Source organism: Sphingobium sp. EM0848 (assembly GCF_013375555.1).
Classification (GTDB): Bacteria; Pseudomonadota; Alphaproteobacteria; order Sphingomonadales; family Sphingomonadaceae; genus Sphingobium.
In genome coordinates this window covers 2,294,738-2,306,974 of sequence record NZ_JABXWB010000001.1, presented here as the reverse complement: position 1 = coordinate 2,306,974, position 12,237 = coordinate 2,294,738, and the positions used below count along the sequence as shown (strand labels likewise).

The 12,237-nt window shown below is 63.4% G+C and carries 13 protein-coding genes; 8 read left to right on the top strand and 5 right to left on the bottom strand.

Features of this window, described 5'->3' with window-relative positions; genetic code table 11:
* The first annotated feature begins 11 nt into the window (after positions 1–11).
* The 3 genes from HUK73_RS11155 to HUK73_RS11145 all read left to right on the top strand — a co-directional run bounded on the left by HUK73_RS11155 (position 12) and on the right by HUK73_RS11145 (position 4,374).
* Positions 12–2,129, top strand: coding sequence for a TonB-dependent receptor domain-containing protein (locus HUK73_RS11155; RefSeq protein ID WP_176591966.1), 2,118 nt, complete (start codon positions 12–14; stop codon positions 2,127–2,129).
* A 106-nt stretch (positions 2,130–2,235) separates the two neighbouring features.
* Complete coding sequence (locus HUK73_RS11150; protein WP_176591965.1) at positions 2,236–3,351, top strand: DUF47 family protein; 1,116 nt, start codon at positions 2,236–2,238, stop codon at positions 3,349–3,351.
* A gap of 21 nt (positions 3,352–3,372) precedes the next feature.
* Entirely contained in the window at positions 3,373–4,374 is a 1,002-nt protein-coding gene (locus HUK73_RS11145; RefSeq protein ID WP_176591964.1) for an inorganic phosphate transporter, read from the top strand.
* A gap of 60 nt (positions 4,375–4,434) precedes the next feature.
* Here HUK73_RS11145 and HUK73_RS11140 read toward each other — a convergent pair whose 3' ends face one another.
* Positions 4,435–4,602, bottom strand: coding sequence for a hypothetical protein (locus tag HUK73_RS11140; protein WP_176591963.1), 168 nt, complete (start codon positions 4,600–4,602; stop codon positions 4,435–4,437).
* A gap of 143 nt (positions 4,603–4,745) precedes the next feature.
* Between HUK73_RS11140 and HUK73_RS11135 the strand changes: the two genes are divergently transcribed.
* Complete coding sequence (locus tag HUK73_RS11135) at positions 4,746–6,143, top strand: short-chain fatty acyl-CoA regulator family protein (protein WP_176591962.1); 1,398 nt, start codon at positions 4,746–4,748, stop codon at positions 6,141–6,143.
* A gap of 88 nt (positions 6,144–6,231) precedes the next feature.
* Here HUK73_RS11135 and HUK73_RS27070 read toward each other — a convergent pair whose 3' ends face one another.
* Entirely contained in the window at positions 6,232–7,032 is an 801-nt protein-coding gene (locus tag HUK73_RS27070) for a cold-shock protein (protein ID WP_176591961.1), read from the bottom strand.
* Between the two features lie 62 nt (positions 7,033–7,094).
* Between HUK73_RS27070 and HUK73_RS11125 the strand changes: the two genes are divergently transcribed.
* The 4 genes from HUK73_RS11125 to HUK73_RS11110 are packed head-to-tail and all read left to right on the top strand — an operon-like array spanning position 7,095 to position 9,123.
* Positions 7,095–7,310, top strand: a complete 216-nt coding sequence (locus HUK73_RS11125) for a hypothetical protein (RefSeq protein WP_176591960.1) — start codon at positions 7,095–7,097, stop codon at positions 7,308–7,310.
* Positions 7,291–7,908 carry a ribonuclease D gene (locus HUK73_RS11120; RefSeq protein ID WP_176591959.1) on the top strand — a complete coding sequence of 206 codons (618 nt, stop codon included), beginning with the start codon at positions 7,291–7,293 and terminating at the stop codon, positions 7,906–7,908. The genes HUK73_RS11125 and HUK73_RS11120 overlap by 20 nt, the downstream gene beginning before the upstream one ends.
* A 7-nt stretch (positions 7,909–7,915) precedes the next feature.
* Complete coding sequence (locus HUK73_RS11115; protein ID WP_176591958.1) at positions 7,916–8,563, top strand: LPS export ABC transporter periplasmic protein LptC; 648 nt, start codon at positions 7,916–7,918, stop codon at positions 8,561–8,563.
* Positions 8,563–9,123, top strand: coding sequence for an LptA/OstA family protein (locus HUK73_RS11110; protein ID WP_176591957.1), 561 nt, complete (start codon positions 8,563–8,565; stop codon positions 9,121–9,123). The genes HUK73_RS11115 and HUK73_RS11110 overlap by 1 nt, the downstream gene beginning before the upstream one ends.
* Positions 9,124–9,198: 75 nt before the next feature.
* Here HUK73_RS11110 and HUK73_RS11105 read toward each other — a convergent pair whose 3' ends face one another.
* The 3 genes from HUK73_RS11105 to HUK73_RS11095 all read right to left on the bottom strand — a co-directional run bounded on the left by HUK73_RS11105 (position 9,199) and on the right by HUK73_RS11095 (position 12,229).
* Positions 9,199–10,251: a flagellar motor protein MotB gene (locus HUK73_RS11105; protein WP_176591956.1), complete on the bottom strand. Its 1,053-nt coding sequence runs from the start codon at positions 10,249–10,251 to the stop codon at positions 9,199–9,201.
* A 3-nt stretch (positions 10,252–10,254) separates the two neighbouring features.
* Positions 10,255–11,118 (bottom strand): flagellar motor stator protein MotA, encoded by an 864-nt coding sequence (motA, locus tag HUK73_RS11100; protein WP_176591955.1) that lies wholly within the window; start codon positions 11,116–11,118, stop codon positions 10,255–10,257.
* Between the two features lie 265 nt (positions 11,119–11,383).
* Positions 11,384–12,229 (bottom strand): flagellin, encoded by an 846-nt coding sequence (locus HUK73_RS11095; RefSeq protein WP_176591954.1) that lies wholly within the window; start codon positions 12,227–12,229, stop codon positions 11,384–11,386.
* Positions 12,230–12,237: the final 8 nt, after the last annotated feature.

Genomic DNA, 12,237 nt, shown 5'->3' with positions numbered 1-12,237 from the left:
TGACGAACCGCATGTCCCTTTCCACGCTGCTGCGTGCCGGTTGCGCCATGTCCGCATTCTGCTCCACTGTTCCCGTGGTCGCACAAGACGTCGCCGCCGACGCTGCGCCGCAGGCCTATCATGATCAACAACGTGCGGACATCATCGTTACCGCCATCATCCCCCGGCGGCAGGGCGATATTTTGTCCGGCGCCTCGGTTGTGGCGGGCGAGGAACTGACGCGCGACCTGCGCCCCACCATCGGCGACACGCTGGCGCATCAGCCGGGCGTTTCCGCCACCTCCTTCGGTCCCAATGCCTCACGCCCGGTGCTGCGCGGCTTCCAGGGAGAGCGGGTGCGTATCCTGACCGACGGCATCGGCAGCTTCGACGTGTCCAACACGTCCGTCGACCATGCGGTGGCGATCAACCCGCTGACCGCCGACCGAATCGAGGTGCTGCGCGGTCCGGCGGCACTGCTCTACGGTTCCTCGGCGATCGGCGGCGTGGTCAATGTGATCGACAGCCGCATCCCGCGCCGCGTTCCGGACGAACCCGTCCATATCGACGGCATTGCCACCTATGGCAGTGCCGCCAATGAACGTACCGCATCGGGCGAGATCGAGGCGCCGATCGGCGACAAGTTCGTGGTTCATTTCGACGGCAGCTATTCGAAGAGCGGCGAACTCGACACCGGCAATTATATCCTGACGCCCGCTTTGCGCGCGCAGGCTGCAGCCAGCAGCGATCCCGCCATCGCGGACCTCGCCAATCTGCGCGGCAAGCTGCCCAACAGCGCGGCGCGGACCTGGGAAGTGGCGGGAGGCGCGGCGCTGATCACCGACGGCGGCAATCTGGGCTTCTCCGTGGCGCATACCGACAATTTCTATGGCGTGCCGGTGCGCTATTCGCTCGATCCCAATCACGAAGCGGAACAGGTGCGGCTGCACATGAAGCAGGACCGCGTCGATCTGCGCGCGGAACTGCCGGTCAATGGCGGTTTCCTGGAGACCATCCGCCTGCGTGCGGGCTTCGCCGATTATCGGCATCAGGAGATTGAGGCGAGCGGCGCGGTCGGCACGACCTTCTACAACCAGTCCATGGAATCGCGGCTGGAACTGGTGCAGGCGAAGCGCGGCGGATGGGACGGCGCGATTGGCGCGCAATTCTTTGCCCGCAATTTCCATGTCGATGGTGAGGAAAAGTTTCTGCCGCGCAACCAGACCGAGCAACTGGGCTTCTTCACGCTGCAGTCCTTTGACCTGGGGTCGACCCGGATCGAACTGGGCGGGCGTTATGAAAATACACGGGTCAGCGCCGATGCGGATGCCGTCTTGCTGAACCCCGCCTATCACCGGACCTTCGATGCCTTTTCCGGATCGCTGGGGATCAGCCAGGAAATCATGCCGGGCTGGCGCGTCGGGCTGAACCTGTCGCGCACTGAGCGCGCACCATCGGCCGAGGAACTGTTCGCCCGCGGCAATCATGCCGGGACGCAGGCCTTTGAGTTGGGCAATCCCAATTTCGGGCTGGAAAAGAGCTGGGGCATTGAAGGGACACTGCGCGGGCAGGGGACGGGCTACAGTCTCTCGCTGTCGGCCTATCACAACTGGTTCGACGGCTATATCTATGACGCGCGGGTCGATGATTCGGTCTGCATGGCGGTCAATGGCGGTGAACCGCTCAGCTTCCCCTGTTTTCAGAATTTCCAGGCCAATGCCCGCTATCTGGGGTTCGAGGCCGAGGGCACGCTGAAGGTCGCGCAGATCGGCGGCTATGCGGTCAATCTGGACGGCGTGGCCGACTATGTTCGCGCCACCATCGTCGGTACCGGACCGGCGCCCCGCATCCCACCGCTGCGCCTGTTGGGCGGCGTGGAATTGCGCGGCGACCGGATGAGCCTGCGCGGCGAGGTCGAGCATAGCTTCGCCCAGAACCGCATTTCCGACACCGAAACGCCGACCGACGGCTTCACGCTGGTCAATGCGTCGTTGTCCGTGAAGCCTTTCAAGGGCAATGACCGCACCACGATCAGCCTTTCGGCGAACAATATCTTCGATGTGGAGGCGCGGCGCGCGGCCAGTTTCCTCAAGGATTACGCGCCCTTGGCCGGGCGTGACATCCGCGTCACGATGCGCCTTTCAATCTGAGAAGCTGGCTGATTGCGCTATGTGACAATTTCGTTACAAGGCGCCGATGATTCCGGGATGGTCCACATTCGATCATATAGGCCATAAGGTGTATAAGGGCGGCTGAATGCGTCAGATCGCCGCCCTTCCCTATGCGACCGATCCCGACGGATCGATGCGCATATTGCTGATCACGTCGCGGGAGACACGGCGCTGGGTGATTCCCAAGGGCAATCGAATCAAGGGCATGGCCGGCCATCGCGCCGCCGAACTGGAAGCCTATGAGGAAGCGGGCATTCATGGCATTGCCTGCCCGGCGCCGCTCGGCCGTTACCGTTATGACAAGAAACGCCGCAAGGGTGACGTGCGCGAGGCGACGGTCGAGGTTTTCCCGCTTGCGGTGACGGGTCAGCTGCCGCAATGGCCCGAACAGGGGCAGCGGGAACTGCGCTGGTTTCCCGTGGCCGAAGCGGCGCAGGCGGTCGACGAACCCGATCTACAATCCATTATCGCAGCCTTCCGCGAACCGCCCAGGGACCCGGGCCTGTTCGTGCGGACGTTGCTGCGTATCAAGGAATGGCAAACCGAAAGGACTGGAATGCTGCGCTGGTTTCATGCGCTGATGCCCAAGCAAGGGCGCTTTTTCGAGCAGTTTGAGGATCATGCGGCGACCCTGGTCACCGGTGCCGATGCGCTCGCCCGGCTGCTCAAGGGCGGGCCGGATATGGACATCCATATCAAGGAGATTTCGGACCGCGAACATGAGGCGGACGACATCATCCGCGAAGTGCTTCAGGATGTCCGTCGCATCTTCGTGACGCCCTTCGACCGTAGCGCCATCACTGGCCTGATCGGGGTGATGGACGATGCCATCGACCAGATGAACCAGACGGCGAAGGCGATCGCGCTGTTCGAGGTGAAGGAATTTCCTTCCCAGATGCAGGATATGAGCGCGCTGATCGTCGAGGCCGCGCGGATCACGGCGGAGGCGATGCCGCTGCTGCGTTCGCTCAACCTCAATGCGGCGCGGCTCCATGACCTGACCGAAAGGCTGGTGAAGCTGGAGGGGCATGCCGACATCTTACATGAAGCGGGCCTGAAGGCGCTCTACAACCAGGCGCGACAGGGCAATCCGATGGATTTCGTCGTCGGCAAAGAAATTTACGGCCATCTGGAAAAGGTGACGGACCGCTTTGAGGACGTCGCCAATGAGATTTCCGGCCTCGTCATCGACCACGCCTGATCCGGTTCGCGAGCAGATTTCATGGAAGCCCATATCGCTTTTCCGCTGCTGGTCGGCTTGGTCGGCATCGCGCTGCTGTTCGACTTTCTGAACGGCCTGCACGATGCGGCGAACTCAATCGCGACCATCGTGTCGACGCGGGTGTTGAAGCCCCAATATGCAGTCGCCTGGGCAGCCTTCTTCAACTTCATCGCCTTTCTCTTCTTCGGACTGCATGTGGCCGAGACGGTGGGGAAAGGCATTGTCGACGCCGACATCATCGATGCGCAGGTGATCTTCGGCGCGTTGATGGGGGCGATTGCCTGGAACCTCATTACCTGGGGGTTGGGCATACCCTCCTCCAGCAGCCATGCGCTGATCGGCGGCCTGCTGGGAGCCGGGACGGCCAAGGCGGGTCTGGGCGCCATCGTGTGGAGCGGGGTGTTCACGACCAGCGCCGCCATCGTCCTGTCGCCGGCCATCGGACTGTTTCTCGCGTTGATGCTGGTGCTGGTCATCAGCTGGGTCTTCCGCAAGTTCACGCCGCAGGGCGCCGACCGTGTGTTCCGCAAGCTGCAATTCGTCTCCGCCTCCCTCTATTCGCTCGGCCATGGCGGCAATGATGCCCAGAAGACCATGGGGATCATCGCTGTACTGCTCTATTCGCAGGGGATGCTGACGGGCGGCTTCCATGTGCCCTTTTGGGTGGTGCTGAGCTGTCAGGCGGCCATGGGCATCGGCACGATGCTGGGCGGGTGGAAGATCGTCCATACCATGGGGTCGAAGATCACGCGGCTGACCCCGGCCCAGGGTTTCTGCGCGGAAACGGGCGGCGCGCTGACGCTGTTCATGGCGAATCATCTGGGTGTGCCGGTATCGACCACCCACACCATCACGGGCGCGATCGTCGGCGTGGGCGCGTCGCGGCGGCTGTCGGCGGTACGCTGGAACGTGGCGTCCAGCATCATCGTGGCCTGGATCGTCACCCTGCCCGCCGCCGCAGCCATTGGCGCTGCCTTTTACGGGCTGTCGCGGTTTTTCTGACGCAAAAGGGCGCGGTTGGTTTCCCCCGCGCCCTTCCTCTCCAGAAGCTTTGAAAAATGCTCAGCTCACCCGGCCGAGGCGGTGGTAGAGATTGGCATATTTGACAGATTCCGGCTTGTCCTGAACCTCGCGCAGATAATGCGCGATGGCGGTGCGGATCAGGCCGAAATCCTCCTGCGAGAAAACCGCGCGGGAGCGAGCGGGCTGGGGCGTTTCTGTCGTTTCCATCGTCTTTCCCTTCTTTGACTTGTGCGGCCTTGTTGACCGGATGCCCCTTCAAACCATGAATGGCAGGACGAGGGTAGGGCGATTAATGTGGGCGGGTCATGGGATGACTTGTTCATAATGTCATGATTTGACATAATGACATTATGGCGGATGATCGGAAACTCTATCTGGGCCTCAAGCTGCGGGTCTTGCGGCGGGAACTGGGCCTGAACCAGACACGAATGGCGGAGGAACTGGGGGTTTCGCCCAGCTATCTGAACCATCTGGAACGCAATCAGCGGCCCTTGACGGCGCAGATGCTGCTGCGGCTCGCCAATGTCTATGACATCGATATTCGCGATTTCGTCGCCGGCACGCAGGAGGGCGCGGCGACGGCCCTGGGTGAGATTCTGTCCGATGGGCTGGTGCGCGACATCGGCATCGCCAGGGACGAGGTGCTGGAGGTTGCGGAAAATTATCCGGGGGTCAGCGAGGCGATCGGGCGCTTTTACCGGGCGCTCAGTGATTTGCGGCGTTTGCCGGAGCAGGTGGGGGTGGGCGCCGCTGCGCCACTGCACGCGCCGCTGGACTGGCTGCGCGAGGCGGTGGCGCGGGCGGGCAATCATTTTGCCGAGCTGGATGTGGCAGCAGAGCTGTTGTCGCCGGAATTGGGCGACGATCCTTCCGCATTGCAGGCGGGCATCCGGGCGCGGCTCAAGGAACGCCATGGCATGGGTGTGCAGATCGTGCGGGAGGACGTGCTGGGCGGGACGCTGCGCCATTATGACATGCACCGGCGGCGGCTGTTGCTGAGTGAGCGGCTGGCCTCGTCGGGACGGCTGTTTGCGCTGGCCTATCAGCTTTGCGCGCAGGAGATGGCGGACGGGATCGCGGCGCAGGTTGCGCGGACGGGGCCGCCGGACGAGGACAGCCGGCGGCTCGCCGGTATCGCGCTCACCAACTATGCGGCAGCGGCGCTCATCATGCCCTATGACCGTTTCACCAAGGCGGCGGAGCAGAGTCGCCATGACCTGTTGCTGCTGCGCGCACGGTTCGGCGTGTCCATGGAGCAGCTGGGGCATCGGTTGACCAGCCTGGGCCGGACGGGGGCGCGGGGCGTGCCCTTCTTCATGGTGAAGATCGATCGGGCGGGGAACATCTCCAAACGTTTCGATGGGGAGGCGTGGCCCTTTGCGCGGCTTGGCGGTACCTGTCCGCGCTGGGATGCGCATGCGGGACAGGAGCCGGATGCGGTCGGCGCGCAGCTTATCGAGAGGTTGGATGGGCGGCGCTTCCTGAGCCTTACCATCGGCCTGCCGAGGGACGGCGGTGCGCGGGGCCGGTCGGTGATCGCGCTCGGCTGCGAGGCGAAGCATGCGGGCCGGATCGTCCATGCCGACGGCATCGACGTGGAGAAAGGGAGCGCGGTGGAAGTCGGGCCGACCTGCCATCTGTGTGAACGGCGGAACTGCCCGGACCGCGCCCTGCCGCCGGTGACGCGGGCGCTGGATCTGCATGGTTATGAACGGACGGTGGCGCCGTTTCCGTTTCGGCGGGTTTGAGAGGGGCTATGGCCCGTCCAGAGCATAAAAAAGGGGCCGCCGGGCAGGCGACCCCTTTATCCTCTCCCGAAAGCGGGCAGATCTTTTCTTAGTCGGCCTTCGACTGAAGGTTCACCGCTGCGTACTTGCCGCGACGGTCAACTTCGAGTTCGAAGTCAAGGCGGTCGCCTTCATTGAGGGCGCTCATGCCGGCGCGTTCGACGGCGCTGATGTGCACGAAAGCGTCGGGCTGGCCGTCATCGCGCTGGATGAAGCCGAAGCCCTTCATCGCGTTGAAGAACTTGACCGTGCCGCTGGCGCGTTCGCCGGTGAGCTGGCGCTGCGGGCCGCGGTCGCCGCCCGGACGATCGCCGAAGCCGCCGGCGCGCGGTTCGCGGGGCGCGCGTTCGGTGACGGGGAGCGGTTCGCCTTCGATCTTGAGATCGGTAGCCGACACTTTGCCGCCACGATCCACCAGCGTGAAGCCGAGCTGCTGACCTTCGGCAAGGCCGGTCAGGCCCGCCTGTTCGACGGCGCTGATGTGGACGAACACGTCTTCGCCGCCATCGTCACGGACAATGAAGCCGAAACCCTTCTGGCCGTTGAAGAACTTTACGACGCCGGTGCCTTCACCCACGACCTGGGCAGGCATACCGCGACCACCGCCGCCGAAACCACCGCCGCCGCCGCCGAAGCCACCGCCGCTGCGACCGCCGCCGAAGCCGCCGCCACCACCGCCGCCGCCGCCGAAGCGATCGCCACCTCCAAAGCCGCCGCGGTCACCACCGAAGCCGCCACGATCGAAACCACCGCCGAAACCGCCGCGATCACCGCCATAGAAATTGTCGTCGCCGAAACCGTCGCGCTTGTCCTTGCCGCGCCCGCCGCGGCGACCTCTATCAAAACTCATGCCCTGTTGGTCACTTTCGCTTCGCCCCAGACTGAACCGGACAAACATGTCGGGCGAATGACATGCAGAATCCACCGCAAAGCTGCGGTTTGGGACTCACTATATCAGCTTTTCAGAGCAGCGCGAATGATTTTACATATTGGCGTAAATCCGGAGCAAAAGCTGTGAATATGGCGCTTTCAAGGGCATTTTCGGGCAAGGTGAAGGGTGATGCAGCGAGTGATTGCGGCGTGGACGGATTCGCCATAGAGGGGAAGCATGACCGTTTATTTCCATGAAGAGGATTTGCCCGAAGGCGTCCTTGCCCCCGGGCCGATTGCCGTCGACACCGAAACCATGGGGTTGATCACCCCTCGCGATCGCCTCTGCGTCGTGCAGATCAGCGACGGAAAGGGGGACGAGCATCTGGTGCGCTTCAACCCCGGCAGTGATTATGCCGCGCCCAATCTGAAGGCGGTGCTGGCCGATCCGGAGCGGCTGAAGCTCTATCATTTCGGGCGGTTCGATATCGCCGCGCTCAAACATTATCTGGGCGTGGTCGCCGCGCCGGTCTATTGCACCAAGATCGCCTCGCGGCTGGTGCGGACCTATACGGACCGCCATGGGCTGAAGGAACTGGTGCGCGAACTGCTGGGGCAGGAACTCAGCAAGCAGCAGCAGTCGAGCGACTGGGGCGGCCCGATATTGTCGGACGCGCAGAAGGATTATGCCGCGTCGGACGTGCGCTATCTGCACCAGCTCAAGGCCGAGTTGGACAAGCGGCTGATTCGCGAAGGGCGGATGGAGCTGGCGCAGGCCTGTTTCGATTTCCTGCCGCATCGCGCCGAACTGGACCTGGCGGGCTGGCCGGAGATCGACATCTTCGCGCATATGTGAGGTTCAGGTGTCGATTCAGGCCGATCAGCAACGCGATGTGCGCCGCCATTGGGCGAGGCCGGGGGGGAGCCATGACCGGCTGGTCGGGCTGCTCAAGAACTGGCTGCCGGTGGCGGTGGGTGTGCTGGCGGCGTTGCTGGCGACGGCGCCCTTTACTGGCGGGGACAAAGTCAGCTTCGTACTCGACAAGAACAAGGTCGAGGTCGCGAAGGAGCGGATGCGCGTGACCGAGGCGCTCTATCGCGGCGAGGACAGCAAGGGGCAGCCCTTCTCGCTGCGGGCGGGTTCCGCCGTGCAGAAGAGTTCGCGGGAGCCGATTGTCGATCTGAACGACATGTCGGCGCGGATATTGCTGTCGGACGGTCAGGCGCTGCTGCGGGCGCAGCGTGGGCGCTACGATATGGATACGGAGCGGGTCGCGATTGACGGGCCGGTTCAGTACCAGTCGGAGGGCGGCTATCGGTTGACCACGCGGGATGTCGGCGTCGACCTCAAATCGCGGCGGATGCAGAGCGCCGGGCGGGTGGATGGGCGCATTCCCATCGGCACCTTCAGCGGCGACCATCTGGAGGCTGATCTGGGTGCGCGGACGGTGACGCTGAACGGTCGAGCAAGCTTGCGTATCGAACAAAATGGCCTCAAAGGGCGGAAGTGATGAAAAAGCCCCTTATCCTGCTGTCTTTGGGCGCTCTTGGCGCGGCTGGCCTGGTCTATGCCGGGGCCGATGCACAGGTGCTGAAAAATCATGACAGCAATGCGCCGGTCAATTTTACTGCCGACCGGATCGAGGTGCAGGACCGCGCCGACCGCGTGATCGTGTCCGGCAATGTCGTGGTGACGCAGGCGGGCATGACGCTGAATGCGGCGCGGATGACGGTGGCCTATCGGAATCAGCCCAATGGCGCGACCGGGACGAACGGCGTGCAGGTCGACCGGATCGATGCCTCCGGCAATGTCGTCGTCACCAAGGCGGATGAGACGGCGAAGGGCAATGTCGCCATCTATGATCTCAACAGCAAGCTGATCACCATGCTGGGCAATGTGTCGCTGACGCAGGGTACGAACCGGCTGACCGGGGGGCGGCTGGTGATTGATCTGACCAGCGGACGCTCGACCGTGGACGGGCGGGCTGCGGGTGGTGGCACTTCGGGCGTGACCAGTGGTGCCGGCGGCCGCGTATCGGGAACCTTTACGGTGCCGCAGCGGAAAAACTGATCGGGTCCAGTAAAGGGACCACCCCAGCTATCGCCGGGGTGGGAGCCTTCCACCCGGACCGGAAATTCCGCTTTCTCAGTGCTTGCCGGGCTTGTTGGACGTGCCCTTTGCCGTCGGGTTGATCAGCGTGGCCCCGGCGGGCAGGGCGGTGCCGCCCATGTCCAGCTTTTGCGCTTCGGTCCGGGCCAGATGTTCGGGATTGTCGCGTTCCTTGATCGCGGCTCTGGTCTCGGCATCGAACTGTTCGTCGGGCGCGTCGTCGGTGCTGTGGGTCCAGCCCAGAATGATCGACATGCGCCGGTTGCGCGGGTCGTAGACATCGTCCTTGGCGAAAGGTTCGCGGTCGGCGACGCCTTCGATCCGGTCGAAGCGGTCATTGCCGATGCCGTTGCCGGCCAGGGCCTTGCGGGTCGCTTCCGCACGGGCGGAGGAGAGCATCCAGTTGTTCATCGTCTGGCCGGAGCTGTAGGGCAGGCCGTCGGTATGACCGCGCACGATCAGCGGGTTGGGCATGGTCTTGATGGTCTGCGCGACCTCATTCACCAATTGCTGAGCCTGCGGCAGCAGACGGTCAGTGCCCATCGCGAACATCGCGAAGTCGGCCTCGTCGATCAGGTCGATGCGCAGCCCTTCGCGGGTTTCGGTGAAGCGGATGTTCTTGCGCAGCTTGGCCATGCCCTGCCGCTTGGCCATGCGGGCTTCCAGCTCCTTCTTGATCGTTTCGAACTTGGCGCGGTCGGCGGCGCGGGTCGCCTTGCCGCCCTGATCCTTGGTTCCGGACGCGTCGCGCGGGATGGTGATGGCCAGATTGCCCTGACCGCCGGTGGTCGGGTAATTTTCCTTGCCCATCAGGCTGTCGCCGCCGAACAATCCGTTGGATCCGGCAGAATTTTCCTTCATCTGCACCAGTGTCGGCGTGAAATAGTCCGCCAGCCCCTTGCGCTGCTTTTCCGTGGTCGCGCCCAGCAGCCACATCAGCAGGAAGAAGGCCATCATCGCCGTCACGAAGTCGGCATAGGCGACCTTCCACGCGCCGCCATGATGGCCGCCATGGCCCTCGACGATGATCTTCTTGACGATGATCGGCCTGGGTTCGGGCTCGTTCGCGCCGCGCTTCTTCTCGGCCATGGCTTATTTGCCCCGCATGCCGTCGAACACTTCGGCGAAGGCCGGCTGGTTCGCATGGGTGAGGCTGGAGCGCGCCGCCTCGATCACCAGCGGCTGCGGATGGCCGTGCAGCGAGGCGACGATGATCTGCTTGACGACATGATACATGGAGCCGTCGGCCTCGATCACCGCGCGGCAGCGATTGGCGAAGGGGTTGACCATGCCATAGGCGAGCAACACGCCAAGGAAGGTGCCGACCAGCGCCGAACCGATCATGCCGCCCAGAATCGCCGGGGGCTGGTCGATCGACCCCATGGTCTTGACCACGCCCAGCACCGCCGCGACGATACCCAGAGCCGGCAGCGCGTCGGCAAGGCCCTGAAGATTGTCGGCTGGACGCAGCGCTTCGTGATGGTGCGTCTTGAGCGCGTTATCCATGACCTCCTCGACCGCATGCGGATCGAGTGTGCCGGAGGAGACGACCACCAGCCGCAGCGTGTCGCTGATCAGGTGGATCAGTGTCTTGTCGCCCATCAGGCGGGGATATTCGGAGAAGATGGTCGAACTGGCCGGGTCCTCGATATGCGGTTCCAGCGCCACCGGGCCTTCGACTCGCAGCGTCTTCATCAGGCGCGAGACGAGGAAGATGCAGTCGAGAAAATCCTGCTTCTTGTATTTCGGCCCCTTGAACACCTTGCCCAGGCCGCCGCCCAGCGCCTTCAGGTCCGCGCCGCTATTGCCGATGATGAGGGCGCCGATGGCGGCGCCGCCGATGATGATCATTTCATGCGGCAGGGCTTCGAGCACGGGGCCAATGTCGCCGCCTGTAAAGATGAAGCCGCCGAACACCATGGCGAGCAGCACGACCAGGCCGATGATTGCGAACATGACTATCCCCGAAAAAATCTGCCCGAAGGCGCCGTCTCGATTCCGAACGTCGCATGAACGACGCTTCCGGTTGGTTAATACGGCTTGGTTAGGATGTGGTTTAGGCCGCCGGTCGAAAATTCAGTAACTGCATTTTCGACCGGAAAAGGTGCGATTTCAGATGGTTGATCCGTAAAGCCGCGTGCTGCGCGCCTGCACAGGCGCACCCCCGGCCCTGAGCGCGCAGGAACAGGATATGGGCCGGTTAAACCACGCGGCGCCCGGCTTATTTGATCAGATCGAACAGCGTCTGCTGATTGATCCGGGCAAAGGCGGACTGTGCCGCGTTCAACTGGGTCAGCTTGGCCGATACGGTGGAGATGACCGTGCTCAGGTCGGTCGATTCCAGATTCTGCCGCCGTTCCGTCAGGTCCAGATCGACATTGGTGAGGCGCGTGCCGATGGTGTCGAGCCGGTCGCCGCGGACGCCCTGCTTGGTCTGTTCCAGAACGACATGCTGCTGGCCCGCCTTGATCGCGTCGAGGCCGGCGGCGACATCGGTGTCCGTGCCGCTTTGCAGCGCGGTGATGCTCTGGCCGAGAATATCGTCCAGCGACATCGGCGTGCCGTTGACATCAATGCCTTCGGATATGTCCTGTTTCGTGCCGACCACGGCAAGGTTGAGGCCACGGCTGACCGGCACCAGCACGCTTTGCCCATCGTCGAAGACGGGCACGCCATTATAGTCCTTCTGGTTCAGCAGCGAACTGATGGTCGAACGGATCGTCTTCATTTCCTCGACGATGGCGGCCTTGCCGGTATCGTTCATCGCCCCGTTGCGGGCGGAGGTCATCAGTTCCTGCGCGCGGGTCAGCAGGTTGTTCATCTCGTCCAGATTGGCTTCGGCCGTGGTGGCGCGGGTCGTGCCGGTGCTGACATTGGACTGCCAGGCGGCCTGCTGCGCCTGCGCGCGGCCGATGTCCGACACCTGCACCCAGGCGAGGGCATTGTCCGACGGCTTGGTCAGCGTCTTGCCGGTGGAGATCGCGGTCTGGCCGTTGACGATATCCTGCGAAAGCTGCTGCTGGCGGCGGATTTCGGCCAGAAGGACCTTATTGGTGATGCCTACCATGGTTCAGT

Excerpts from the sequence above, each read along its gene's own strand:
- motA (WP_176591955.1), bottom strand. The coding sequence starts at position 11,118 with ATGTTCGCAATCATCGGCCTGGTCGTGCTGCTCGCCATGGTGTTCGGC.
- HUK73_RS11150 (WP_176591965.1), top strand. The coding sequence starts at position 2,236 with ATGCGTCAGATCGCCGCCCTTCCCTATGCGACCGATCCCGACGGATCG.
- HUK73_RS11095 (WP_176591954.1), bottom strand. The coding sequence starts at position 12,229 with ATGGTAGGCATCACCAATAAGGTCCTTCTGGCCGAAATCCGCCGCCAG.
- HUK73_RS11155 (WP_176591966.1), top strand. The coding sequence starts at position 12 with ATGTCCCTTTCCACGCTGCTGCGTGCCGGTTGCGCCATGTCCGCATTC.
- HUK73_RS27070 (WP_176591961.1), bottom strand. The coding sequence starts at position 7,032 with ATGAGTTTTGATAGAGGTCGCCGCGGCGGGCGCGGCAAGGACAAGCGC.
- HUK73_RS11110 (WP_176591957.1), top strand. The coding sequence starts at position 8,563 with ATGAAAAAGCCCCTTATCCTGCTGTCTTTGGGCGCTCTTGGCGCGGCT.
- HUK73_RS11125 (WP_176591960.1), top strand. The coding sequence starts at position 7,095 with ATGCAGAATCCACCGCAAAGCTGCGGTTTGGGACTCACTATATCAGCT.
- HUK73_RS11140 (WP_176591963.1), bottom strand. The coding sequence starts at position 4,602 with ATGGAAACGACAGAAACGCCCCAGCCCGCTCGCTCCCGCGCGGTTTTC.
- HUK73_RS11135 (WP_176591962.1), top strand. The coding sequence starts at position 4,746 with ATGGCGGATGATCGGAAACTCTATCTGGGCCTCAAGCTGCGGGTCTTG.
- HUK73_RS11120 (WP_176591959.1), top strand. The coding sequence starts at position 7,291 with ATGACCGTTTATTTCCATGAAGAGGATTTGCCCGAAGGCGTCCTTGCC.
- HUK73_RS11105 (WP_176591956.1), bottom strand. The coding sequence starts at position 10,251 with ATGGCCGAGAAGAAGCGCGGCGCGAACGAGCCCGAACCCAGGCCGATC.
- HUK73_RS11145 (WP_176591964.1), top strand. The coding sequence starts at position 3,373 with ATGGAAGCCCATATCGCTTTTCCGCTGCTGGTCGGCTTGGTCGGCATC.